The 26,431-nt window shown below is 33.5% G+C and carries 22 protein-coding genes; 5 read left to right on the plus strand and 17 right to left on the minus strand.

What is annotated here, in order from left to right; genetic code table 11:
* Positions 1-168: 168 nt before the first annotated feature.
* A complete protein-coding gene (locus B7R65_RS10390) occupies positions 169-915 on the minus strand; it encodes a TerC family protein (RefSeq protein ID WP_088042717.1) in 747 nt (248 codons plus the stop codon).
* A 249-nt stretch (positions 916-1,164) separates the two neighbouring features.
* Between B7R65_RS10390 and B7R65_RS10395 the strand changes: the two genes are divergently transcribed.
* Positions 1,165-2,079: a bifunctional helix-turn-helix transcriptional regulator/GNAT family N-acetyltransferase gene (locus B7R65_RS10395; RefSeq protein ID WP_256941259.1), complete on the plus strand. Its 915-nt coding sequence runs from the start codon at positions 1,165-1,167 to the stop codon at positions 2,077-2,079.
* Positions 2,080-2,132: 53 nt separating this feature from the next.
* On the opposite strand, the gene B7R65_RS10400 is transcribed toward B7R65_RS10395, so the two are convergent.
* From B7R65_RS10400 to B7R65_RS10410, 3 genes are read right to left on the minus strand one after another with little or no spacing between them, the layout of a single operon-like run.
* Positions 2,133-2,888, minus strand: coding sequence for a class I SAM-dependent methyltransferase (locus tag B7R65_RS10400; RefSeq protein WP_088042719.1), 756 nt, complete (start codon positions 2,886-2,888; stop codon positions 2,133-2,135).
* A gap of 32 nt (positions 2,889-2,920) precedes the next feature.
* On the minus strand, positions 2,921-3,379 hold the full coding sequence (locus tag B7R65_RS10405) for an RDD family protein (RefSeq protein ID WP_088042720.1): 459 nt from the start codon (positions 3,377-3,379) through the stop codon (positions 2,921-2,923).
* A gap of 40 nt (positions 3,380-3,419) precedes the next feature.
* Positions 3,420-5,132 carry an ABC transporter ATP-binding protein gene (locus tag B7R65_RS10410; protein ID WP_088042721.1) on the minus strand — a complete coding sequence of 571 codons (1,713 nt, stop codon included), beginning with the start codon at positions 5,130-5,132 and terminating at the stop codon, positions 3,420-3,422.
* 301 nt (positions 5,133-5,433) lie between these two features.
* Between B7R65_RS10410 and B7R65_RS10415 the strand changes: the two genes are divergently transcribed.
* A complete protein-coding gene (locus B7R65_RS10415; protein WP_088042722.1) occupies positions 5,434-8,460 on the plus strand; it encodes an efflux RND transporter permease subunit in 3,027 nt (1,008 codons plus the stop codon).
* 120 nt (positions 8,461-8,580) lie between these two features.
* Here the strand turns inward: B7R65_RS10415 and chbG are convergent, their stop codons facing one another.
* The 6 genes from chbG to B7R65_RS10445 form a co-directional block, all read right to left on the minus strand.
* Positions 8,581-9,288 carry a chitin disaccharide deacetylase gene (chbG, locus tag B7R65_RS10420; protein ID WP_088042723.1) on the minus strand — a complete coding sequence of 236 codons (708 nt, stop codon included), beginning with the start codon at positions 9,286-9,288 and terminating at the stop codon, positions 8,581-8,583.
* On the minus strand, positions 9,285-10,616 hold the full coding sequence (locus B7R65_RS10425; protein WP_088042724.1) for a 6-phospho-beta-glucosidase: 1,332 nt from the start codon (positions 10,614-10,616) through the stop codon (positions 9,285-9,287). The genes chbG and B7R65_RS10425 overlap by 4 nt, the downstream gene beginning before the upstream one ends.
* Before the next feature lie 13 nt (positions 10,617-10,629).
* Positions 10,630-10,953 carry a PTS sugar transporter subunit IIA gene (locus B7R65_RS10430; RefSeq protein WP_088042725.1) on the minus strand — a complete coding sequence of 108 codons (324 nt, stop codon included), beginning with the start codon at positions 10,951-10,953 and terminating at the stop codon, positions 10,630-10,632.
* A gap of 259 nt (positions 10,954-11,212) precedes the next feature.
* Positions 11,213-12,529 carry a PTS cellobiose transporter subunit IIC gene (gene celB / locus B7R65_RS10435; RefSeq protein WP_088042726.1) on the minus strand — a complete coding sequence of 439 codons (1,317 nt, stop codon included), beginning with the start codon at positions 12,527-12,529 and terminating at the stop codon, positions 11,213-11,215.
* Positions 12,530-12,550: 21 nt separating this feature from the next.
* The gene (locus tag B7R65_RS10440; protein ID WP_088042727.1) at positions 12,551-12,856 is read right to left on the minus strand and encodes a PTS sugar transporter subunit IIB; all 306 of its coding nucleotides are present in this window, start codon (positions 12,854-12,856) and stop codon (positions 12,551-12,553) included.
* Between the two features lie 398 nt (positions 12,857-13,254).
* A complete protein-coding gene (locus B7R65_RS10445; protein ID WP_306298461.1) occupies positions 13,255-14,190 on the minus strand; it encodes a LysR family transcriptional regulator in 936 nt (311 codons plus the stop codon).
* 63 nt (positions 14,191-14,253) lie between these two features.
* Between B7R65_RS10445 and B7R65_RS10450 the strand changes: the two genes are divergently transcribed.
* Positions 14,254-15,300, plus strand: coding sequence for a YeiH family protein (locus tag B7R65_RS10450; RefSeq protein ID WP_179194835.1), 1,047 nt, complete (start codon positions 14,254-14,256; stop codon positions 15,298-15,300).
* 264 nt (positions 15,301-15,564) lie between these two features.
* Here the strand turns inward: B7R65_RS10450 and ypeB are convergent, their stop codons facing one another.
* Both ypeB and sleB read right to left on the minus strand, forming a co-directional pair.
* Positions 15,565-16,905, minus strand: a complete 1,341-nt coding sequence (gene ypeB / locus B7R65_RS10455; RefSeq protein WP_088042730.1) for a germination protein YpeB — start codon at positions 16,903-16,905, stop codon at positions 15,565-15,567.
* 15 nt (positions 16,906-16,920) lie between these two features.
* Entirely contained in the window at positions 16,921-17,619 is a 699-nt protein-coding gene (gene sleB, locus B7R65_RS10460) for a spore cortex-lytic enzyme (RefSeq protein WP_373419568.1), read from the minus strand.
* Between the two features lie 230 nt (positions 17,620-17,849).
* Between sleB and B7R65_RS10465 the strand changes: the two genes are divergently transcribed.
* Positions 17,850-18,023 (plus strand): asparagine synthase, encoded by a 174-nt coding sequence (locus B7R65_RS10465; RefSeq protein WP_088042732.1) that lies wholly within the window; start codon positions 17,850-17,852, stop codon positions 18,021-18,023.
* Positions 18,024-18,073: 50 nt separating this feature from the next.
* Here B7R65_RS10465 and B7R65_RS10470 read toward each other — a convergent pair whose 3' ends face one another.
* From B7R65_RS10470 to B7R65_RS10480, 3 genes are all read right to left on the minus strand, one after another.
* The gene (locus B7R65_RS10470) at positions 18,074-18,760 is read right to left on the minus strand and encodes a hypothetical protein (protein WP_088042733.1); all 687 of its coding nucleotides are present in this window, start codon (positions 18,758-18,760) and stop codon (positions 18,074-18,076) included.
* A 246-nt stretch (positions 18,761-19,006) separates the two neighbouring features.
* The gene (locus tag B7R65_RS10475) at positions 19,007-20,482 is read right to left on the minus strand and encodes a protein adenylyltransferase SelO (protein WP_088042734.1); all 1,476 of its coding nucleotides are present in this window, start codon (positions 20,480-20,482) and stop codon (positions 19,007-19,009) included.
* Between the two features lie 819 nt (positions 20,483-21,301).
* Entirely contained in the window at positions 21,302-23,092 is a 1,791-nt protein-coding gene (locus B7R65_RS10480; RefSeq protein ID WP_373419565.1) for a methyl-accepting chemotaxis protein, read from the minus strand.
* A gap of 187 nt (positions 23,093-23,279) precedes the next feature.
* Here B7R65_RS10480 and B7R65_RS21090 point away from each other — a divergent pair, with 187 nt between their 5' ends.
* Complete coding sequence (locus tag B7R65_RS21090; RefSeq protein WP_142288236.1) at positions 23,280-23,447, plus strand: YjzC family protein; 168 nt, start codon at positions 23,280-23,282, stop codon at positions 23,445-23,447.
* A 175-nt stretch (positions 23,448-23,622) separates the two neighbouring features.
* Here B7R65_RS21090 and B7R65_RS10485 read toward each other — a convergent pair whose 3' ends face one another.
* Both B7R65_RS10485 and B7R65_RS10490 read right to left on the minus strand, forming a co-directional pair.
* Positions 23,623-24,798, minus strand: a complete 1,176-nt coding sequence (locus tag B7R65_RS10485; protein WP_088042736.1) for a sugar ABC transporter permease — start codon at positions 24,796-24,798, stop codon at positions 23,623-23,625.
* Positions 24,799-24,813: 15 nt separating this feature from the next.
* Entirely contained in the window at positions 24,814-26,334 is a 1,521-nt protein-coding gene (locus tag B7R65_RS10490; RefSeq protein ID WP_088042737.1) for a sugar ABC transporter ATP-binding protein, read from the minus strand.
* Positions 26,335-26,431: the final 97 nt, after the last annotated feature.

Consider the following 26,431-nt stretch of genomic DNA (forward strand, 5'->3'; position numbering starts at 1 on the left):
ACATTGTGTTAAGCAATTCTACGATTGTGAAGGAAAAGAATATCTTATTAATTCTCGTTCATTAATCATTTGAACTAACTACATATTTCTAAAATAAATACGCGTGAATTTTAATCCACGCGTTTGTTAATCTATTTATACTTTTGAACTAAAAATAATATAAAATTCTTATTCTTCATTAGTATTTTTTGTCTTCTTTTTAGATAGAAACCAGCCACCTAAAGCAATAAGAAGCATTATCGACCAAAAAATGGTATTCCAAATTGGTCCTTCTACAAATTCGTGAGAAATAATATGAAGCGATGGATGAGCAAGTGTATGCATTAATAACTTAACTCCAACCCATCCTACCAATAACATTGCCGCCGTTTCAAGACTAGGTCGTTCTGTCAATAACTTAACAAAAATGCTTGCAGCAAATCGAATAACAATTAGTCCTGCAATTGCACCAATTATGATGACAATAAATTTAGCTCCATCCATTCCGCCAATATCATCCATAGTTGTATCAGGTAAATCAATTACTAGAGCTACTGCTGCTAAAATCGAATCGATCGCAAATGCGATATCTGCTAATGAAATTTGGGCAACAGTCATTCCAAAACTCTTCTGTTTTTTTCCTTTGCCATCATCGTGTTTTTTTAGTAAATGTTTCAATGCAATGAAAATTAAATAGGCAGCTCCAATAGCTTGAACTTGCCAAACGTGAAAAAGGAATGAAATAATAAAAATAGCACCTATTCTAAATATAAACGCTAATAGTAACCCAATATTTATTGCTTTCTTTTGTTGTTCTTCTGGTAAATGCTTTGCCATTACAGCTAAAACTAAAGCATTATCAGCAGACAATAAACCTTCCAACAAAATCAAAATAATTAAAACCCATCCAAACTCCAATAATAAAGATAGCTCCATATTTCCCCCTTAAAAATAATAAATATTTGGATAGATTGAATCACCTTCTTTTCCAATATATTCCCTTTATTGCAACTTCCTTATCCAAATTTCCAACTATTCTGTTACATTTTTTAATTTATGAGGTTAAAAGCTAATTTTAATATAACTATTACGTACTCAATCATCCGCGCAATATAGTTGACATAGTCAACTATATATTTTATAGTATTAGCAATCTAAAATTTCTGAAAATTGAAGGTGACGATTATGAATTATATTGAAAAAATACGTAAATTTAACAGATACTATGCAAATATATTAGGTAAGATTGACCAGGAAATTTATAATCAACCTTTTCCATTAACTGAAGCACGCATCATCACTGAACTTAACTACAACACTGGCTGCACTGCTTCAGAAATTAGTGAAAAGCTAGGAGTTGATCGTGGTTATTTAAGTCGTATTATTCAACGATTTGAAGAGGAAAATATCATCGCTAAAAGACAGTCCACGATTGATAAACGTCAGTATTCTCTTTTTCTAACTGATACAGGGAAAGAAATTTACAAAAAACTAGCTGAAGATTCAAGTCGTGGCGTCGAGAAAATGATAGATAATTTATCAATGACTGAACTATCTAAACTAGCTTCATCAATGGAATGTATAGAGAATACTTTCTCTCAACAACAATTTTCCAAACCAGACATTACTATCCGTCCATTTCTACCAGGTGATGTGGGTTATATCGCATATATTCATGGTAAAATTTACAGTACGACATACCAATTTGGACGTATCTTTGAATATTATGTCATGAAAGGTTTAACAGAGTTTCTAATTAATAATGAGGGTGGCGAACTGTGGGTAGCTGAAATAAATGGAGAAATTGTCGGCTCAATTGCCATTACAAAATCTAGCGACTCAATTGCACAGTTAAGATGGTTTATACTAGCTGAAAATTATCATGGAATGGGCATCGGTAAAAAACTAATCGAAACAGCACTCAACTTCTGTAAAGAACAAAACTATCTACATATATTTTTATGGACAGTAAATGCTCTAGAATCAGCTCGCTATCTATATAAAAAGTATGGTTTCTCATTAACTGAAGAAAAACCTAATTTTGAATGGACTGGCTCAAAGTTACTGGAAGAAAGATGGGATCTTGATTTATCTATTTAAACAAAAACCAATAAAAAAGCAACGTACCACAATGATACGTTGCTTTTTTTTTCTCACACTTGTCCCAAATAACTTTTCGTTATATTTGGTAAGATAATTTTCCCGTTAACACTATATTTCTTGAATAAATTTGTTAATGCAGAAATGAAATGACCATACTCTTTATCTGTCTTCACAGGTGAAAATGATGACGATAAATTTCTGCCTAAAAACCCTTCATAATCCACTTCTAAATCATTTTGATAAGACTGATATTCATATTTTCCATCTTTAAAAAACTGAATATATATTTCCGGGTTATCTTCTATTCCCCCGCTAAATCCTTTAAATTTCGGACAGTTCTTTTTGCATATCTCCTGTAATTCCATCATTAATGGTTTCGATAAGTCTTTACTATTCCAAACTAGTAAAACTTTAGAGTCTTTCTTCAAAATACGTTGGCATTCTGCTTTAAATTTTTCTTTATCAAACCAGTGGAATGCCTGGGCAACTGTTATTAAGTCAATACTATTATCATTTAACGTTGAATGTTCAGCTGTAGCTTCGATTGATTGAAAACCACTGTAATGTTTCAAAGAATGTTCAGCAGTACTTCGCATGTCATTATTCGGCTCAATTGCAATCACTTTCATCCCTACTTCAAGTAATTGTCTGCTTAGTATGCCCGTGCCTGAACCTATATCTACAACATTACTCTCTTCGTTTAAATCATTTGTAGCAAGTAAATAATCAATAAATTTCTTTGGATAAATTGGTCTATATTTTGAGTAAACCTCTGCCTTACCAGTAAAATTTTCTAAATTATTCATGGATCTGATTCCCTTAAAATAAGTGTATTTTATCAGTAATAAACTACTTTAGTCTTTGCGATTAAATCATGTAATGTTTTTTTATCTTTCCTAAAAATAAATAATATATCAATAATACTAATAACACTAAATACAACAGTTATTGTAGGAAGATTAAGTACCCCTATGAGATAGAACGAACGTAATGTTATTGTCTTAATATCAACACGATCATTTGAATCTTTAACCACCTGAATTTTTAATATTCTCTTCCCAATGGTTTGTCCATTCCAAATATAAGTAGGAATGATAATATTTAACATGATTGTTATTCCGAGAATTAAAAGCGTAAATAGACACATCGAAATGCTACTATACAAAAATGTATCTAAATACTCTTCATTAGATAATCCAAATAAAAGTAATCCTATTTTTGAAAATAGCATACTTACGATTCCATCTATCCATGAAGCAAAAAGCCTTCTCGTTCGACTAGATAATTTAAAATCCATCTAACTTCATCCCCTAGGTATACTGTGCCAGTTCATTTTATTAATGTTGATGGGCATGAAGCTTCGCAAATATCCCATTTTCTTGCGATAAAAGTTCCATATGCGTTCCATCTTCAGCTATACCTTCTTCTGTAATGACTAAGATTCTGTCTGCATTTTTAATTGTACCTAATCGATGGGCAATGATTAGGGTAGTTCGATCCTTCGCTAAATCATTTAATGCTTCTTGAATAATTGCTTCGGTTTCAGTATCAAGGGCTGATGTGGCTTCATCAAGTATTAAAATTGGCGGGTTTTTCAAGAACATCCTTGCAATAGCTAAACGCTGTTTTTGACCACCAGAAAGTTTTAATCCTCTTTCACCAATTTCAGTTTCATATCCATTTGGAAGTGATGCAATTAAATCCGTCAAGTGAGCTTTTCTTGCTGCTGCTTCAATCTCTTCTTGCGTAGCATCTAACTTACCATACGCAATATTCTCTCTTAACGTCCCTGTAAATAAGAAGACATCCTGTTGGACGATCCCTATATTAGAACGTAGTGATTCTTTAGTCATATTTCGTATATCGATTCCATCAATTGAAATTGTACCTGATAATACATCGTAAAAACGAGGAATTAAAGAACAAATCGTCGTTTTCCCCGCACCTGATGGACCCACAAAAGCAATTGTTTTTCCAGCTTCAATTGAAAACGTCATATCATTTAAAATCGTTCGTTTATTTTCATATCCAAATGTAACATCTTTAAAATTGATGTACCCTTTTAATGTTTTTACTTCAATTGCATCCGGAATATCTTCAATATCAGGTTCATTATCAATTAACTCAGTGAATCGCTTAAACCCTGCCATCCCTTTAGGATATAGTTCAAGTAAAGCACTAATTTTATCTATTGGTTTAAATAAAGTATTTAAATAAAGAATGAAAGCTACTAACTCTCCATATGATAAAATTTTAGTAAAACTTAACCAAGCTCCAAACACTAAAATTATGAGAGTCATCAGACGGGTTGAAACATAAATTCCCAATAGGTTCCAACTCATAACCTTATAAGCATTTAATTTTGTCTTACGGAAAAACTGATTATTCTTTTCAAATCTTTTCATTTCATATTGTTCGTTTGTAAATGATTGTACAACTCGAACTCCAGAAACGCTATCCTCCACTTGTGAATTTACATTCGCAATATTGCCATACATTTGACTCCAAGAAGAATTCATTTTCATGTTTGAGTAAGAAATTAGCCAGACAAGAAATGGTACGATAATAATGGCGACAAGAGCTAACTTAACGTTAATTGTAAGCATGATCGAAAATGCTCCAATAAAGGTCATAATTGCTATAAATAAATCCTCAGGTCCATGATGAGCTAATTCACCAATATCCATTAAATCATTCGTGATTCGACTCATTATATGACCCGTTTTTGTGTTATCAAAGAAACGGAATGATTGTTTTTGTACATGATTAAATAGTTCCCGGCGCATATCCGTCTCAATATTTATTCCAAGTTTGTGTCCCCAATAGTTAACGACAAATTGCATTCCTGAACTCATTAAATAAAGTACTAAAAGTCCAATACTTACAGAAATAATCGTGCTCCAATTTCCTTGTGGCAGAAGCTTATCAATAAACCACGAAACGGCTAAAGGAAATCCTAACTCCATTAATCCAACTAATAAAGCACAAAAAAAGTCTATATAAAATAACTTTTTATGAGGACGATAATAACTAAAAAAACGTTTAATCATAAGGATACAGCACCTCAATTCTACTAAATAGACTGGTTAGTCTGATATGTATACATTACCACATGAGATTTAAGTGTGCTATCTTTACTGACAATCCAAAATGAAAGATTAGTATAAACTAATTGCAATTTTAATAGACTATAAAGTACAAAATGAACGTGTTCGTCCTCCCAAGTGTCGAATATTGCCCGTAAATATTTTGTAAATTCGCAATAAAATGTATTTTTTTTCAATTTAGTGTGTTACGATTCACCTTGTTGTGTGTCACTGGGTAATTTTACCATAAAGGAGGAAAGTTCTTATGTCTTGGTTTACGAAATGGGCCTTTAACAATAAGGCGGCCATAACCTTTTTATCAGTTCTTATTTTATTAATTGGAGTCTTAAGTTATAGCAAGCTTCCAATGGAATTTTTACCTGCTGCTGATCAGCCTGTTGTTTCAGTAATCGTTATGGGGCAAGGTACTGATTCAAAAACAATGGAGGATCAAGTAACTACTAAGGTAGAAAATGCAGTTGCGGGCGTAAAAGGAAAAAGTCATATTTATTCAAGCACAAGTAATGGTTTTTCAAAAGTTGATTTATATTATGAGTCTGGAACAAGTATGAAAGAAGCTAAGCAAGAAGTTCAAGAATCATTAAGTAACATCAATCTTCCTCAAAATGTAAGTAAACCTACAATTGTTCAATTAAATACATCAATGATTCCAATAGCAGATGTGGCAATCACATTTGAAGATGGATTAACTCCTACTAATATTGAATTTGCAAACAAAAAAGTAATCCCTTATTTTAAAGACATTAAAGGTGTCGCGAATGTTCAAACATATGGTACAGAAAAATCATTTGTCTCATTAAAAATCGACAATGCGAAACTAGCTCAGAAAAAAGTTTCGTTGGAAAGCATTATGAGCGTCATTCGTGGTCAAAATTCAGCTATCTCTGTTGGCGAAGGAATTATTAATCAAAAGACTAGTAATATTAAAGTTGTAGGCACTATAGATAATTTAGATAAAGTAAAAAATCTTACTGTTGCTGGAAATGTAAAACTAGCTGATATTGCAACCATTGAAGTAAAAAAGCCTGATAGTAATATTACAAGAATAAACGGAAAAGATGGCTTATTATTAATCGTAACAAAAGACAGTAATTCAAATGCAGTGAGCATTACAAAAGATGTTAGGACAGCTACGAAAGAATTAAATAAAAAATATAAGAATCTGAATTCAAGTGTCATGGTTGCAACTTCTGATATGGTTAAAACTTCGGTACATGCAATGATTAAAGAGGTTTTACTCGGAGCTTTATTTGCAACGATTGTGATTATGCTATTCTTGAGAAATATTCGTTCAACTCTAATTACGATTGTTTCGATCCCATTATCACTATGTTTAACTTTATTTTTACTTTCACAATCTGGCATCACGTTGAATGTTTTAACATTAGGTGGTGTTGCAGTAGCTGTTGGTCGTTTAGTTGATGATAGCATCGTTGTAATTGAAAATATTTTCAGAAAAACACAAACTGAAAAATTTTCTGTACAAATGATTATCGAAGCAACAAAAGAAGTTGGAAGTGCCATTACAGCATCAACATTAACAACGGTAGCGGTGTTTTTACCAATAGGTATTATAAGCACTGGTCTAAAGGATTTCATGCTTCCATTCGCTCTTACAATTACTTACTCTTTATTAGCTTCATTATTTGTAGCATTAACAGTCGTACCATTATTAAGTGCATTCTTCCTTAAAAAGGCTAAACTATCTTCTCATAAGCCTTCAGTTCGTTATAAAAAATTACTTACATGGTCATTAAATCATAAATGGGTTGTAATTGTTGTTTCATTACTATTATTTATAGGATCAATCGGCACTTATTTTGCAATGCCAAAAGGTGCAACTGATAATTCATCTTCAGATTTCGTCCAAACAACTTTAACCTATCCAAGTAATACTCCTATTGAAGAAGTAAAAGCAAATACTCTTAAACTAGAAAATTATATTTTAGACCAAAATGGTGTAAAAGGTGTATACACTCAATTAGGAAGTACTGCAGATGCGGCCAAATATGGTGATGTTCGTTCTTCTACTCAAGCAATCTTTTTAATAACACTAAAAGATAAAAAACTTACAGATAAAGTAGTAAAACAAATTAATACTCAAAAAAGTCAATACTCCGGAGCTGAGCTTAATGCTTTAGCATCTACACTATTTGGTGGAGCAAAAACTCAAATTACTATTGATATCGTAGGAAATGATTTAAATGAGTTAGAAAAAACAGCAAGTGATATTAAAAATAAACTAAAAAATATTGACGGCATCAAGAAAGTTACAACAAATGAAGAAGATAAAAAAACAGTTTATTCTTTAGAAGTTGATCCTACAAAAGGTAATGTTGAACAAATATCTCAACAATTGTTTGTCATGCTAAATCGAACTCCTCTTGGAACAGTTTCGATTGATCAACAACCAACTGATGTTTACCTTGAGCCAATATTGAAACCTTCTACACCTAGTGATCTTCAATCAATTCCAATTATGACAAAAACAGGTATGGTTCCAGTTTCAACAATTGCAACGGTTAAAAAAGAAGAAAAGCCAACTAATCTCTATCATAAAGACGGCGATACGTATTTAAGTATTTCAGCAGAAGTTAAGGCTGATAAACTATCAGATATTAATAAAAACATCAATAAAGCTATTTTTGGAGACAAACAATCAAAAGGCATGAAAATTGCAGATGGTGTAAATGTTTATATCGGTGGAGCACTTGCACAGCAATCTCAGGATTTTTCAGATTTATATATGATCATGTTAGTCTCAATCGGATTAGTTTTCCTAATTATGATCATTACGTTTAAAACGTTCCGTGCCCCAATTGCAATATTATGCTCATTACCATTGGCAGCAATTGGAGCTGTTCTAGCTCTAATCATTAGTCGCATAGCAGTTGAGCCGACTGCACTTTTAGGTGCACTTATGCTAATCGGCATTGTTGTAACAAATGCGATTGTATTATTAGATCGAGTGAAACAAAAAGAAAAACAAATGATTTTAAGAGATGCGATCATCGATGCTGCGGTAACTAGAATTAGACCAATTCTCATGACTGCAGTTGCAACGATTTGTGCTATGCTTCCATTATTATTTAAGAAAGCAGAAACAGGTAGTCTAGTATCTCAAAGTTTAGCAGTCGTTGTTATTGGTGGACTTACCGTTTCCACATTATTAACATTAATTGTAATCCCTGTAATTTACGAGTTGTTATACTTTAGAAAATCTAAGAAACAACGGAGTCAAAAGGATTCAAATAAATCAGTAAATGTCTAAAAAGTTGACCCAGCTCTTTTATGAGCTGGGTTTTTGGTTCAAAAAAATAGCATAAGGATCATCGCTTGATGATTCCTATGCTATTCCAATAAATCTATTTAAAAGCGTTACTTTAGTAATCTATAACAATACAATTTCCTTAGGAAGTTTAACAGCTGATAATATTTCAGTTTCCCTTACTCGATCAGTCGTATAAGAAGAATTATTTAATATCTCATGATCAAGATATCCAGGGTGACACATTACTTCAACCGTCTGACCTTCACTAACAAGTGTCATAAGTTTGTCAAAATAATCGTATGTAGCACCATCCCCGTAAAAGTCATGTAGGAATACATCTGTAAATGGAGGTACATTTTCTAACGCACGCTCTGAAATACGTCTTGCACTTAAATTATATTTTTGAGCTATCATTTGAACAACTGGTAAAAACTCTGGAACAGTGTGAACATGATGATGGCTGTCAAAATGAGTTAGTGTTAGTCCCGTTTCCAAGAATTTTTCAATCTGAGCAGTCCACTCTCTCTCTAGTTCATCAAGTGAAATATTTTTGTGTTCAAGGAATTCACCTCTACTTTTGAAGTTTCCTTTTTCGTTTACAAGTGATGGCACGTCATTTAAAAAGGGTTTTCCGCACGTTAAAACAAGATGAATTCCTACTTGAAGTGATGGATTTTCTTTAGCAAGCTCGACTGCATGACTAACACCTGGCATATTCATCATCATCGTAGCTGAATTTACAATTCCATTCTTATGAGCTTCGATGATTCCGTAATTGATTCCTTTTGAATACCCAAAATCATCTGCATTTACAATTAGTTTAATCATGAATTTTTTACCCCTTTAAAAAATTGCGGTAAATGTGCTTTATGTGCCTCTAACATTTCATCTACAATTTGTTTAGCAATCTTATCAGAAGCTACTAAAGGATTAATTGTCAATGCAAGTACAGCTTGATCGTAATTGCCAGTAACTGCTGCTTCACAAGCCACTCTTTCAAAAGATTTAATTTGTTGAACAAGTCCACGGACTTGAACTGGTAAGTCCCCCATAACTAACGGTTTTGGACCATCTTTCGTAATCACACAACTAACCTCAATTGCCGAATCATTTGGAATGCTAGCAATTGATCCATTATTTATCGTATTTACTGGCTGAATATCACCTTTATCATTATAAATAGAAGATATTAATCTGACTGCAGCATCACTATAATAAGCTCCCCCGCGCTTTTCAAGCTGTGGTGGTTTAATTGAAAGATTTGGATCTTTATACAATTCAAAGAGTTCATCTTCTAATTTTTTTACAACCTCTGCACGTGTTCCCACAGTTTCAGCATTTTTAATATCTTTTTCAACCATTTCTCTCGTTTTATAATAATAACTATGATATGGACATGGAAGAACGCCTAATGCTCTGATAAATTCTGGTTCCCATCCATATCCTTGAATATTTTTAACAAAACTAGAGTTTTCAGGATTTGTTAAAAATTCAATTACTTGATCTTTAACACTTTCACCATCAACAAATACATCTAAACCATATACCATGTGATTTAAGCCAGCAAAGTCAATTCTTACTCGTGAATGTTCTACATTCATAAGCTTTGCAATACCCATCTCCATCCCAATTGGCACATTACATAGTCCAACAACCTTTTGATGATCTGTATAACGAAGTACTGCTTCTGTCACCATACCCGCTGGATTTGTAAAGTTAACAAGCCAAGCATTTGGACATAGTTCTTGCATGTCTTTCACAATATCTAAAATGATAGGAATTGTCCGAAGTCCTTTAAATAAACCTCCTGGTCCATTCGTTTCTTGACCAAGGACACCATATTTCAAAGGTATTCTTTCATCTTTTGCTCGTGCTTCAAGTAATCCTACACGAAACTGAGTCGTTACAAAATCTGCATCTCTTAGAGCTTCTCTTCGATCCAGCGTAAGATGTACTTCCACTGGAAGACCAGCCTTTTGGAACATACGTTTAGCTAAATCACCAACAATTTCTAGTTTTTCTTTTCCTTCTTCAATATCTACTAACCATAGCTCGCGTAAAGGTAGCTCATCATATCGTTTTATAAAGCCTTCAACAAGCTCTGGAGTATAACTTGAACCTCCACCAATCGTTGTAATTTTAATCGATTTTTTCACTTTCTTTAGCCTCCTATTTGTTCGTATTTATTTCCTGACGAAGCTCAACAATTTCTCTTGCCAAATCCTTTAATGTCATTGCCGTCATTAAATGATCTTGTGCATGGATCAGAATGATTGGAGTTTCAAATTCTTCACCACCAGCCTCTGCTTGAATCAGTTGTGTCTGAAAACGATGAGCATGTGTAAATTCACCATCAGCCTCAGAAAGTTTTTCTAACGCTAACTCGAACTTCTTTTCTTTTGCCATATAGATCGCTTCCATTGCAAGGCTTCTTGCATTACCACTGTGCAAAATTAATTGAAAAGAAAGGTTGTACAATTCTTCTTTCGTCATCGGAATCACACCTTCTCATAGATTTGAAGATCACAATACTAATAGCTTGCCATAGGGCAAGCTTCTAGCATGTAGACAAAATGTATAATTAGAAACACTCAAACTGACTGATAGCGCTTGTCTTTCGAGGCGCGAATTCTGATGAGGAGTGGAGTAACTTTAGACGGTATGAACACCGCAAGAAGGCGAATCAACGAAGAAAACTAGCGTTTGTCAACAGTCTGAGAGCTTGCCATAGGCAAGCTCCTTTATTCCTTTTTTAATTTGTTGCACTTTTTTCAGCTTGTAAATTTTGCTTATCCCACATTCTAAAGAATGGATAGTAAATGAAGAATGCAACAACAAGATTAATCAATTGCATTGCAGATCCTCTCCAGTTACCACCTGTAGCTAGCCATCCACCAATAATAGGAGGAGTAGTCCAAGGAATAGCAATTCCTGAAGTTTTTGGAGCAAACCCAGTTTTCATTCCTATATATGTGGTAAGAACAAGAACTAGTGGAGCTAAAATAAACGGAATAAGTAGTAATGGATTCATTACGACTGGAGCACCGAAAGTAATCGGCTCATTAATATTAAAGATACCAGGGCCAATAGATAGCCGTCCTAACTGCTTGGCGTGCTGACTCTTTGCTAAGAATAACATCATGAGAGCAAAACAGATTGTCGCACCAGAGCCACCCATATAAATAAAAATATCAAAGAATTGTTGCGTAACAACATGTGGCATTTCATGTCCAGCTTGTAATGCTAAACGGTTTGCATCAGTCGCTGCTAACCAAATTGGTCCCATTACACCACCAACGATAGCTGCACCATGTAGACCTACAGACCATAATAGTTGAATTAAAAAGACAGCAATTAATGCACCAGCCAATGATCCTCCTAGTTTACTTAGTGGATCTTGTAACAAGTCTCCAACAACATTGTGTAAAGTTTCGTAATGTGTATTTTCAATTAATAAACGAATAATCCATACGCAAAGGATAACTAAGAATGCAGGAAATAAAGCAACAAACGATTTACTAACACTTGGCGGTACTCCATCAGGCATTTTAATAACAATATTTTTTTGGATGATCCATCGATAAATTTCTGTCGAAAATAATGCAATTAGGATAGCAACAAACAGCCCTTTACTTCCTAGAAACGCCATAGGTAGAACTCCACCAACATGAATTGCTGCGGTTGCTCCCTCTGGAGTAAACATTGTGAAATTAGGAGTTGCTAGAAGAAACGAAGCAATCGAAATTGCACCAGCATTTAGTGGATCCACTTTGTAATGTTCAGCGAGTCGATATGCAATACCAAATCCCGCGATAAGTGCCATAATATCAAATGTCGCATTTACAGGATATAAAAGCTTAGTCAACCATGCGTCACCAAATGTTCTTGCCATAAATTCTGGATAACCATCAAATGGTAAAAAGCCTAAAATTAAGAAAATAGAACCAATAATAATTAGAGGTAATGTTAAAATAATTCCATCACGCAATGCTTGCAAGTGCTTTTGACCTGCAATCTTTCCAGCAACCGGCATTACTTTCTCTTCTAGCATTTGAGTAAAGTTGGCCACACAAATCACCCCTATATGAAATTATGAACCTATTAAATCGATTGCAAATTTTAGGACTTCCGCACCCTTACACATCCCATAGTGGACTGGGTTAATGGCATCTACCGGAATTCCTTTTTCTAATCCTGATTTTTTCAATTGCGGGAGTAAGTACCGAACTTGGGGACCTACAAGTAATACATCTGCTTGATCAAGATGATTTTTCACATCATTAGCACTTACTGCCCAAATCTTAGCTTCAATTCCTTCTTCTTTTGCAGCCGCTTCCATTTTAGTTACTAAAAGACTCGTTGACATACCGGCAGCACAACATAACAATATGTTCATTTAACCCCTCCTTGCCGTTAAACGAAAACGTTTACATAATTTCCGTTTTAATCATCTTGTTTCCCCATTCTGCTCCAAAAACTCGATTGAACTACTCCTTTCTTCCCAAAATATTTTCTCAACTAATATATATTCAGCTTTTTTTACAATAGGACAAATTCAAATATTTTTTTTGCTTATTTTATTTTTTCGTTAAGAAAAATATTATTAATCCACTTACGAATATTTTGAGGAAAGAAACTCATAAAAAAGAAGAGAAATCATCGCTTGATGACAACCCTTCTTGTTTCCATTTGCTATTATGAATTAATGTCGTTTTAAAAATTCTGTTTAGGCAGAATCGAATTCTATTAAATACCAACAATGTAATTTAAAAGATACAAATTATTGAAAAGTTACTATTCGTTTTCATAGTGATTTTCAATACATTCAATAAATACATTCATCGACTTCGTTTGTAGCTGAAATGCCTCTGAAATGATAGAAAAATTACGTTTAATTGGTGTCCCTTTTACTTGGAGAAAAAGAATTGTATTTAATAGTTTTTCTTTTTTCATGGTAAGTTCAGATAAATAGGTTATTCCTACCCCTGCCTCAACTGCTTCTTTAATTAATTGAGTACTACCAAATTCTATTAGCGTAGTCGGACGTATTTGTAATCTATTAAATAGTCTTTCTGTCGCTTCCCTCGTTCCTGATCCTTCTTCCCGTACAATCCACGTCTGTTGTTCCAATTGTTCAATTGACACTTCTTTATCTATATCAAACTCACTATTTATACCAGCGATAATATACATTTCATCTGTTGCAAACGCTTTTATAAATAAATTTTGATTAACTACGTCTCCTTCGACAATGCCAATATCGATTTGATGTCCTAAAACTGCTTGAACAATCTCACGTGTATTTCCTATTTGCACAGATGGAATCACATCGGGATACAAAGTTTTCAACTTAGCTAAAATATGTGGAAGCACATACTCGCCAAAAGTATAGCTGGCACCTATTTTTAATAAACCGGTTGCCTCATTCATCAAATCACTTACTAAAGTTGACATGCGTTTATATAAACTTGTAATTTCCTTTGCATGCGAAAAGACAATCTCTCCTGCTTTCGTTAATTGAACATGCTTATTTGTCCTAATTAAAAGCTTAGTTCCTATGTGTTTTTCGAGTAATTGTATTTGTTGACTCACTGATGGCTGAGTCATATGAAGCTCTTCAGCCGCCCTCGAAAAATTCCTTTTCTCTGCTACTTTTATAAACACTGATAATAAATGGTCCATAAGTTCTCCCTTAGTATCGTTTTTACCTATTATAACTATTATAATCATTTATTTTTCTTATGATATAAAATCTTATACGATAGAACTAGATAGCAAGAAAGGATGAAAATAATGGAGCAAAAATTTATTACTCTTCCGAACCCAAATGAACCAAGATTTGAAAAAAGGATTAAAGGTTCTAAACTTTTAGGAATCGGATTTACATTTATAATGGCAAGTTTAGGTTTTGTTATTTCTAAAATACCTGGATTTGATCATATTGGACCACTTGCATGTGCAATACTTCTTTCCGTAGTTTATCGCCAACTTTTTGACTACCCAGAAAAATTTCGCGTCGGAATTCAATTTTCATCAAAAATTTTATTGAGATTTGCAATCATATTATATGGTTTAAAACTAAATTTGAACGTTATTTTCCATCAAGGAATCCCCTTATTACTAAGGGGTACAGCAACAATACTATTTTCGATTATTGTTTTAATGATCATAGCTAAATGGCTTAAGGCAGATACATCACTTTCAATATTATTAAGTGTAGGAACTGGAGTTTGTGGAGCTGCTGCAATTGCAGCAATATCTCCAATTATTGATTCGAAAGAAGAAGACACAGCAATGGGAATCGGAATCATTGCATTAGTGGGAACAATTTTTTCGATTGTCTATACACTTTTATTTCCTTTCTTGAGTATTAGTCCGATAGATTATGGCTCTTGGGCTGGTATAAGCCTACATGAAATTGCACATGTCGCATTAGCTGCCGCTCCAGCAGGTGAAGATGCGCTTGCAATGGCACTTTTATCTAAATTAACACGTGTATTTCTATTAATTCCATTATGTTTTGTCATTATGTTTTGGAAGAAAAAGAAAGGCAAAATAGAAGATACACCAAATATAGACTTCCCTTGGTTTTTAATTGGCTTTATCTTTATGAGCTTTATTGGTAGTTACTTTTTTGGACACTTCATCATCGTTTCGACTAAGTTTACTAGCTCAATTAGTCTAGCGACAACATTCATTCTTACAATGGCCATGACAGGACTTGGTTTGAACATAAACATTAAAGAAGTAAGGACAAAAGCAATCCGTCCTTTGATTGCCATTTTAATAACTTCCTTTCTCTTATCAATTCTTACTTATTATAGTTATATTCTTATCTAGTATTAAAAATAGACCGATGAACGCTTGTATTTAACAAATGTTCATCGGTCTTTTTTTCATTAACGCTCAATTTTCTACTAGGAAAAAACCTTATAATATTTACTAATTTAAACAGATTATTTGTAAAATAAGATTCTATTTGAATAATCCCACAGGAGTATCGCATATCCGCTCAAATTAACTTTTTACTTTCACTTTGCCTTAACAAAAACTTCTTGTACAGAAACAATCATTGTGGACAAAAGTCTAAATTCTTCGATATTATTAATCATAAAATTCTACTACATTATTTAATTTCTTTAGTTGTTCTTCAATTCCAGTTTTCGCATTAATAAAAACTTGATACGTATCATTTCCTCTAGTTCCAACAAATTCATAACACAGTACTTCTTGGTTCAATTTATTTAGAATAATGGCTTGGCGTTCTTCCATTACTTTGATATTCGAACTAATCCCTTTCCTTGCTTCTTCTACTGATATTTCAGGTTTTGTCATTTTTCGTTCTGTATATGCTGACAAGTAATTTCTTGCTGAAAAACCTACTATACTTCCATCATCAAGTGCAATTTTCATCGTAACAGACTCAGGATAAATTCTAACTCCATTTATCTTAGTTACATATGTAAATACACCAATTGTGTCATATTGTGAACTTTGTGTAAGCTCCATATTTTTAAATTTATTCCGTTCTAAAAACTTCAACCCATTTAGAGATGCCCTATTCAAATCAATTTTTTGAGCTTTTATGTCACGATTATCGATTACCCATACTGGATACCCACCTTTTTCAGTTATGTCCATATAGATTTCACTATTCGTTTTACGTTCTTTAATCTCCAAACTATAATAATGGTCATCTACTTTTTTACCTGTTGATTCTACTTTTATCTTTTCAGTCCCATCTAACTCTAAGAACTTTTGAGCAATTTCTTTTGCTTCATTTTTAGTTATCTCTTTACCTTTTACATTTGCAAGATTTGTGCGATTAACTTTAAAATTTGTCAGTGAAGGATCTGCATTTGGATCTGTATAAGAAGTGGCATTATGCTCAACCGACTTAAATCCATTAATGATAACATTGTTCGTAGGCGTTCTTTCCTTCGCGAAAGCAAGCTCTACATCCATCCAACGTAATTTATCTTTAAAGACCATATGTTGTACTTTGCGTAACTCGCCTTGTATTTCAGCTGAATTATCGTATAGTTTTTGAAGAGTAGCATATTCATTCTCATTCAATGGGTCTTTTTCTAAATCACGTACACCAGTCCGATAACTAAATTCACCAATACTACTTAGAAATTCTTCTGTTTTATTTATCGGTAATAATCTAAGTGGAAGCTGTCCTACATTCGAATGTGCTTGAGATGATAGCCCCCAAACTTCAACAAGCGCTGGAGAAAGTGATGATTTTGATTTCATAGCTAATGTATCACCGATTTTATCATGCAATAAATCGACTTCATATGTTAGCTCATGAAATGCCCTTTGATAGTTATTCTCCGCTTGAACTTTAATTTCTTTTTTCGCTTTGCTCTCTGAATAACCCCAGTATGTTGTACCAATCATTCCAACTGTTAAAGCAGCAATTAAGACACCTTTGATCATAAACGTACTCCTTTCCTATCGACAGAATATATGTCTGCCAATCTGTTTAATTTGTGGGCGGCTCCAAATCCAAGCACTCGTTGCTGTATCTGGATTAAAATAATAGAGTGCATTTTCACTAGGATCCCATCCATTTACTGCATCTAACACTGCCTTTTTGGCTGTTTCATTAGGCGTTAAATAAATTTGCCCATCCGCTACTGCTGTAAATGCACCAGGCTCAAAAATTACACCTGATACTGTATTTGGAAACGAAGCATTACTAACTCGATTCAATATAACTGCTGCAACAGCAACTTGACCGATATAAGGTTCGCCACGCGATTCGCCATAAACAGCATTCGCCATTAATTGAATATCATTTTGAGAATATCCGCTAGGAACATTTGATCCAGTATTACCCGCGCCTGATTTTTCGTATTTCGTTGCTTTTACAAGCATTGCTTTTGTCTTTGCACCTACGACTCCGTCAACTGGCATTCCAAAATTATTTTGGAAATTCCTAACCGCCCAATATGTGTTGTATCCAAATACCCCATCAACCTTACTAGTGTAATAGCCGTTATACTTTAAACGAGACTGTAATTCAATTACATCTTCTCCGGTAGCACCTATTTGAAGTACTTGATTTGTAAACGCCTTAACATCCCTCTCTTGACCGTTACATACAAAAAGGATGACAAAAACAATCCCAAATATTAACGGACCTTTCATAAAAACTAATTTCTTCATTAAAAGACCTCCATAGGTATCAATCTATTCATTAGTATTTTTTTCAAGGATTTCCCAAATTATGTAACAACAATAAAAAAAGGACCTGTAAGGTCCTTTTTTAAAAATTTTCACTCCAATAATTACACAGCACATAGAAATAGGTTGAAATGTTCATATTAACAATATGGTGTAACTACACCTACTACCATCATCGGTGTGGAGGGATATTCTTGAATATACGTGAAGGTCTAATCCCAACTGTACTCGGTTCCGCTGTTACAGCAACAGGATACGCAATGAAACAAAAACGTGGTTCTAACAAGATGATTGCAAACACGGTTTTTGGCTTCGGTTTAGCACATATTGTTTTAGGTGCGATTGATCTTGTTGAGCATCGACGTTAAGTAGTAAAGGAGAGCGTAATGCTCTCCTTTTTATTTACTTTTAAGTAAAATTAAACTTTCACATTTACCTTACTCGGTTCTATTTTCTTTTCTAATTTTAATCGATTAACAATACTAGAAACCAAAGGAAGTAATGGATTAATAATGGATGAATTACATTGTTCCGAGGCACACACCATTGACAATTGAGCAACAGAAATTGCTCCATTTCCGTCACAATTTATACGTTTTAAAAACTTAATAATTTCTTGATTATATTCATCTATTAACCCCTCCATTAATAATTTAAATGTATTGTTAATTACCATCACATCAATTTCTATTTCCTTTTGATAATTACTAGCATGCCTTTTTAAGCGATTCATTGTTCCTTCAATTGTTGAAGGGTTAGTAAATAAAATTGTTTGGGGTCCTTCTATACTTAAAAGGTAATCAAAAAAAGGTTCGTCTATCTTTATAATTGGTATCGATATTCTTAATTGCTCCTCTTCTAATAAGGCAATATAATTTGTACAAGTAATTAAAATTGCATCAACATTACATTTTGCGATCCATTCAATCTGCTCTTTCACTTTATTTCGAGCCTCTGAATCTCCAAAATATTGATCATTTGAAACTCGGTAGATTAATGCTGGATCAACAAAATGAATTAACTCAATATTGTAAGAAAAAAATGCTTTTTCGATATGATCAATATTTGAAAAATGAGCGTGTAAGCAACCTAACCTTTTCTTCATCACAATTTCTCCTTAATTCATTTCTGATTATTCAGATAATATTATCTAGAATTGTTCTTTTTGCCACTTACTTCTTTTAATATATTGGCCATGTTAAAAAGGTTTGTTGAATTCCACTTCAGGATACTCACTTTTCGTGGGCGTATTATTAAATATCAACAAAATTCAATTACAGAGTTAATCAATAAAAAGAGGAAAAAATCATAATGATTATCTTCCCCCTTTATATTCATCATAAGTCTTTCATTATGTCCCGCAATAAGTTTGGTAAGGACGATCCGACTGCTCAGGTAGCTTACAGTACTCATCTTTTTGTGAAGTGTGCACATATGGAGCTGCAAGAACTTTTAGAAGCTTCTCCATTACGCTATAATCAGATTTTTCTACAGCTGCCTCTAGTGCAGCCTCAACTCGATGATTTCGAGGGATTACAGCAGGATTGCTTTTTTGCATCAATTCACGCGCTACATCTTTCGAATCCTGTTGTCTACCTATTCTTGCCTGCCATAACTCATGCCATTTTAAAAAGTCTGAGGTTCCAAATAGTACTGAATCGTCAAATTTCTCTAAAGTTAATGCTCGGAAAGTATTAGTATAATCTGCTTTGGATTTCTGCATCATACTTAAAAGATCTTTAATTAATGTCTCATCATCTTCCTCTTCATTTTTTAATCCCAGCTTTGCCCTCATACCTGTTAACCAATTTAAATGATACATTTTCGGATACTCAGAAATCACGTTCTGTGCTAATTCCAGAGCCTGCTCTTCATTTTCATGAATCAGTGGCAAAAGTGTTTCTGCAAACCTCGCAAGATTCCACCCCGCCATTTGTGGCTGATTTCCATAAGCATAACGACCTTGAACGTCAATAGAGCTGAATACCGTTGCAGGATCATACGTATCCATGAAAGCACATGGTCCATAATCAATCGTTTCTCCACTAATCGTCATGTTATCAGTGTTCATAACACCGTGAATAAATCCAACTAATTGCCACTTGGCAATCAATGATGCTTGTCGTTTAATTACTTCCTGAAGCATGGATAGATATTGGTTCGGCGTATTTTCAATGTCAGGAAAATGTCGATGCAATGTATAATCTGCCAAAACACGAAGATCCTCTATACTTCCCCATTTTGAAACAAATTGAAAGGTTCCTACTCGAATATGACTAGAAGCCACACGAGTCATGATCGCACCTGGCAAATTGACTTCACGTCTTATTGACTCACCTGTTGTCACAACTGCAAGGCTTCGTGTAGTTGGAATACCAAGTGCAAACATTGCTTCACTAATAATGTATTCTCGTAACATCGGTCCAAGTGCCGCTCGCCCATCTCCCCCGCGAGAGTATACCGTTCTTCCGGATCCTTTAAGTTGTATATCTACACGTGTACCACCTGGAGTAATCTGTTCCCCAAGCAACAAAGCTCTGCCATCTCCTAACATATTAAAATGTCCGAATTGATGTCCAGCATAAGCTTGAGCGAGTGGAGAACCACCATTTGGAACCCTATTGCCAGCAAAAACGGCTACATTATCTTCGCTATCAAGTTCCTGGACATTCAATCCAATTGATACCGCTAAAGACTTATTAAGTATGATCAAGTTTGGTGAGCTTACAGGATTTAAGCTTTGATTCGAATAAAATGATTCTGGTAAACGGGCGTAACTATTGTCGAAATTCCATCCTGTTTCTTTTATTTCTCTACTATTACTCATTTGATCTCCTCCTTTTATTTATCATTTTGTACTCTAATTTTATGAATATCATTAAACAAAAGTCATTATTCTCTATTTCAACACAGGTTCTTTTTCTAAAAGTTTTTGACCATTATAAAGAAAAAACTTTAGCAAAAGACAGTTATTAGTTTTGACTTCCATTAGTTTATTATTCTGTAGCACTCGGAGTTGAAACATTATAAGTATTTAGGCAGTTATGATATGTACTTTGCTTAAGTATACTTTTGAATATGTATTTTTCATAATATTAAGTAAGACGATTATATTTTTTTATCAACTTGAGTAATACACTGTCTACATAAAAAGCAAAGAGATACTATTTACACTCTCTTTGCTTTTTATAATTAACAATTTTTGATTTTTGAAATATATTATTTCATTCACTTCCCACTTTATATAAAAAACACTTGATGGTTCAGTTATTTCAACTTATCCAAATGTCTGCTCTTACTGAAATACACAAATCATCTAGCCGATACCCTAACTCATTTCGAACAAGCTAATTTCAATAACTGCATTAGTAGTCATTTGAATCACCTATTAACAATTTAGTCACGTCATTCCAACCAATTTTCAAGTGAACAACAAAGAGTTTAAAGCTTTTCTTCATCTTTTTTTAAAGTTTCAATCCAAATTAATAAATAGCAAGAAAAAAGCACCACTAACAAAACCTTCCACAAATAACGTTTCCTCCAGTCTACACATACACTCATGCAATCCTTCTACTACTAAATCTATCTATTTCAAGAAATCATTACATTCATTTTTATCTACATCCATAATAATTTCGTAGTTCACTTAGAACGTAAATACATTAACTCTTCTCTTTAAGTCTTCTGCCAAATTTGCTAAAGCAGATGAGGAAGCAGCAATCTCTTGCATAGTTGCCAGTTGTTCCTCAGTTGCAGCCGAAATATTTTGTGTTCTTTCTGCTGATTTTTGGGCAGTTGTATTTATCAATTCAATCGCATGACCCATTTGTTCTGTACCGGCTACTAGTTCCTGTACTGAATAAGATACTTCATGGATTTGGACTGAAACTTGATGTACTGATGCTTGAATTTTCCCAAATGATTTACCTGCATGATTAACATTATCTGTTCCGATTTCGACTTGATTTGTAGTTTGTTCCATTGAATCTACCGCTTTGACTACTTCAGTTTGAATAGCATTTATTAATTTTGATATTTTACTTGCAGAAGCAGCTGATTCTTCCGCTAATTTACGAACTTCTGCTGCAACTACTGCGAATCCTTTTCCATGTTCACCTACTCGAGCTGCCTCAATTGCTGCATTTAATGCCAATAGATTTGTTTGGTCGGCAATTCCTGTTATCACTCGAACAATTTCGCCAATTTCTCCAGAGCGTTCTCCTAATTCATGAATCACGTTATTAAGATAACTTATCTTTTCATAGATGGCGTCCATTTGCTCAACAGCCTGTTTAATGACATTGCTTCCTTCAAATGATAGTTTCTCTGCTTCTTTCGCAACTTCGTTTACTCTTATCGAATTATTTCCAATAAGTTGTGTTTGTCCAACCATCCCTTGAATAGTTTCGGAGGCTTCTATTACCGTAGTTACTTGATTATCTGAGTCACTTGCAAACTCTAAAGTTACAGTTGCAATATGTTCACTAGCTTCACTCGTTTGTTCAGCACTTGCAGAAAGCTGGCTTGAAAATACGGCAAATTGATCTGATGCCTCATGTATTTGGTTAATTATCTCCCTTAACTTGCATGTTGATTGATTATAGGCTGAGACTAAAATACCGATTTCATCCTTTGAATCATAGACAACTTCTTTAGTTAAATCCCCTCTCTCTGTTGCCTGTAAACCTATCATTAATTGCTTTATTGGATTTACAATTAACCGTGCAATATAATTTCCTAATATTAAAATCACGACTGTGGTAGCAATAACTACTTTGAATGAGTTAAATATTGCACTGGAGGCAATATCTTTATTTTTTTGATATGTTTTTTCGGAAATCTTTAAATTCAAATTGTCTAATTCATCATATTTAGAAGTTAATTGATTCTGATAATTATTTATTTCAGAATAATAGATTTTAATAGCTTCTTCATTTTCATTTAATTTACCAAGCTCAATTGCTTTATATATATTTGTCTCAAAACTTGGAAGTATCTTTTGAATATCTTCAATAATTTTTCCTTCTTCAGTTGTCATATTCGTGGTTTTATATTTATTTAGTAGCTCATTATTTTCTTTAAAACGAGCATTTATATCTTTTTCGATTTCCTTAGCAGTATTTTCATCAACGCCATCAGTAAAACATTGCCACATATCTGCAATAATCATTCGATTGTTCAATCTATATTTAGCAAAGTCATTAGTAGGTATTACTCTACTTTTGTACATCACCTCGGTGTTTTCTCTCATCTGCGACATATTTATGTATCCAATTAACTGTATTAATGACATAGAGAAAATAAATAAAAAAACCAAAAACCCAATTTTTGTTTTAGTACTTAAATTGCGAATCATTTCTCTCTCCTTTTCAGCTAGCAAAAATAATATAAAGATGCTTAAAATGTTATGTGAAAAAAGTAACATGATGCTATACATAAGTAACAAATATGATTGAACAACTAAACTATAAATTACTACCTAACTAATCACCACTCCAACTTTTACCGTTTTAAAAGGTAAAAATTTTTACTACTGTAGCTAGCGCTTATCTCGAATAAACGCAAGCCTAAAGGGCAATATAATTATTGTTGAGTTTTATCTTTACAATAATAGGAGGAATTTCATGGCACAGAATCAAGAACATCACCACTCACATAAAACAGGTGAAACAGTTATGGAAACAGGTCATTATATAGATGCAGATGGTGATCACATTGAATTAACTGCAGGACAAAAGTTCCCAAGTTGTCCTTCCTCTGGTCATTCTACAAATTGGAAGCATGAACAATAAAAATTTAGTAAAACAAAAAGACAGCTTACTTATGAGTAGGACTGTTTTTTGTTTTACTATGATTTTATATCTCCATTTCATAAAAATATAAAATTACAAAACTTCGAAATTGAAAAAAAAACAGAAACATGTCAGTGAAAATCGACTGTTTCTGTTTTAAAAATTCGAACTCTCATTACTTTCCTTTATTTCGTGTAATTACATCAAACACAACTGCAAGAACAAGAACCGCACCACGAATGATGTATTGGTAAGATATATCGATTCCCATCAAGTTCATTCCACTCGTTAATGAAGCCATTACGAATGCACCAATAATCGTACCTGTTACTTTACCAACACCACCTGCAGCAGAAACACCACCGACATAAGCAGCAGCGATTGCATCCAACTCAAACATTGTACCTGCTTGAGGCGATGCAGATGCAAGTCTTGCTGTAAATAATACTCCTGAAAGAGCTGCAAGCATACTCATTGATCCAAACACAATGTAAGTAATCTTTTTAACACTAATTCCACTTAGTTGTGCAGCCTCTGGGTTTCCACCAACAGCATAAATGTGACGCCCTAAAGGAGTTTTAGTTGAAATAAAGTGATAAACTATTACTACTATTAACATGATTACCGCAGTCCAAGAAATTCCTTGGTATCCCGCTAGAATATAACAAATATAACCAATTATTCCAGAAATAAATAATAATTTTAATATTTGCATTGGCATTGAAAGCACTTCAAATCCGTAAGTGATGTTAACACTTCGCTTCTTAAAGTCACTCCAAATAAGAAGAATGATTGAAAGTGCCCCAATTATTAATGTCGAAACATGTAAATCGTTCCAATTTCCAAAGCTCGGAATATAACCATTTCCAATCGCTTTGAAATTCTCATTTGAAGTGATAATCGTACCAGTATGAACAAGGGACATCAGTAATAATCCCTTGAAAATTAGCATTCCTGCTAATGAAACTACGAATGAAGGAATTCCTAATTGGGCAACAAAAAATCCGTTAACTAAGCCTATTATTGCGCCGATTACAAGAACTGCCACAATTGATAACCAAACTGGCAATCCATACTTTGTTAAAAATAGAGCAACAACTGCTCCAAGGAAACCAGCCACAAAACCAACTGAAAGGTCAATATGTCTAATTACAATGACAAGTGTCATACCTACAGCAAGAACTGCGACATAACCTGTCATGTTGATTAAATCACTTAAGTTACGAGAGGACATAAATAATCCGTCTGTATTTATTGTGAAAACTAGCATAATTACAGCAAGTGCAATATACATTCCATACTCACGAATGTTTTTCTTTAATAAAATACCTGCTTCTTGGAAAAAATTCATTTTATTCAACCTCTCTTAAACTGTAGCAAGGGCCATTACACTCTCTTGCGTTGCTTCTTCTCTTGATAATTCCCCAGTTATTTTACCTTCTGCCATTACATAAATTCGGTCACTCATACCAAGTACTTCTGGAAGTTCAGAGGAAATCATGATAATGCTCATGCCCTGATCAACCAAAAGATTCATAAATGAATATATTTCAAATTTGGCACCTACGTCGATTCCACGTGTCGGTTCATCTAGGATAAGTACATTTGGATTTGTAAATAACCATTTACTTAATGATACTTTTTGCTGATTACCTCCGCTCAATTTCCCAACAACTGAAGCAATTGACGGAGCTTTAATATTTAACTTATTTAGATAATCATTCGCAACTACTATTTCTTCATGTTGATTAATAACACTTGATTTTGAAATCTTGAATAAGTTCGTAATTGAAATATTATTTTTAATATCTTGCTCGAGAATCAAACCGTCACCTTTACGATCCTCAGTTACATAAGCAATTCCAGCTTTTATCGCATCTTTCGGATGCTTAAAACGCTTATTCTCACCTTGAATTAAAATAGAACCATCGAGTTTGAAACTAGTTGGATTACCAAAAATACTTTTCGCTAATTCTGTTCTACCAGATCCCATTAGTCCAGCAATCCCAATAATTTCACCTTTACGAACATTTAAATTTATATTATGAAGAATTTTACGACCTAACTTTGGATCATAAACATTCCAATCTTGCAATTCTAAAGAAACCTCACCAAACTTTTGATTAGGACGTTTTGGATAAATATCATCAATTTCACGACCAACCATGTGTTTAATAATTGTATTTTCGCTAATTTCACCTTTATCTTTATCTAATGAGCAAATAGTGTGCCCATCTCGAAGTACTGTTACTGTATCTGCAATTGCAATTACTTCTTTCAATTTGTGTGAAATCATAATACATGAAATCCCTTGATTCTTTAATTCATTCATTAAGAACAGTAGATTTTCACTATCATCTTCATTTAATGCTGCAGTAGGCTCATCAAGAATTAATAACTTAACGTCCCTACTTAGTGCTTTGGCTATTTCAACAAGTTGCTGTTTACCAACACCTAATTCTTTTATTTGCACATCGGGATTAACATCTAATTTTACTTTTTTTAACATTTCAATTGCTTTTACAATTGTTTCATTGAAATCAACGGTCATTCCTTTTTTAATTTCATGACCAATAAATATATTTTCGTATACTGATAGTTCAGGAAAAAGAGATAATTCCTGATATATGATACCGATACCTTTTTTTTCACTGTCACTTATTTTTGAAAATTTTTGAACTTCATCTCCAAAAATAATATCTCCGGTATATGTTCCAAACGGATATATACCACTTAAAACTTTCATTAAGGTTGACTTTCCAGCGCCATTTTCACCTACTAAGCAATGGATTTCACCTTTTCTTACCTTAAAGTTTACGTCACTTAAGGCCTTAACACCTGGAAACTCTTTTGAGATGTTTCTCATCTCTAATATAAATTCACTCATATGATCCGTCTCCTGAAATTACAAATAGATTCAGTAAAAAACAAATGGAATAACTAACAAAATAGTGACGGGAGGCTCCATCACTATTTTGCTAGAT

This window comes from Bacillus sp. EAC (genome assembly GCF_002156875.1).
GTDB lineage: Bacteria > Bacillota > Bacilli > Bacillales > Bacillaceae_G > Gottfriedia.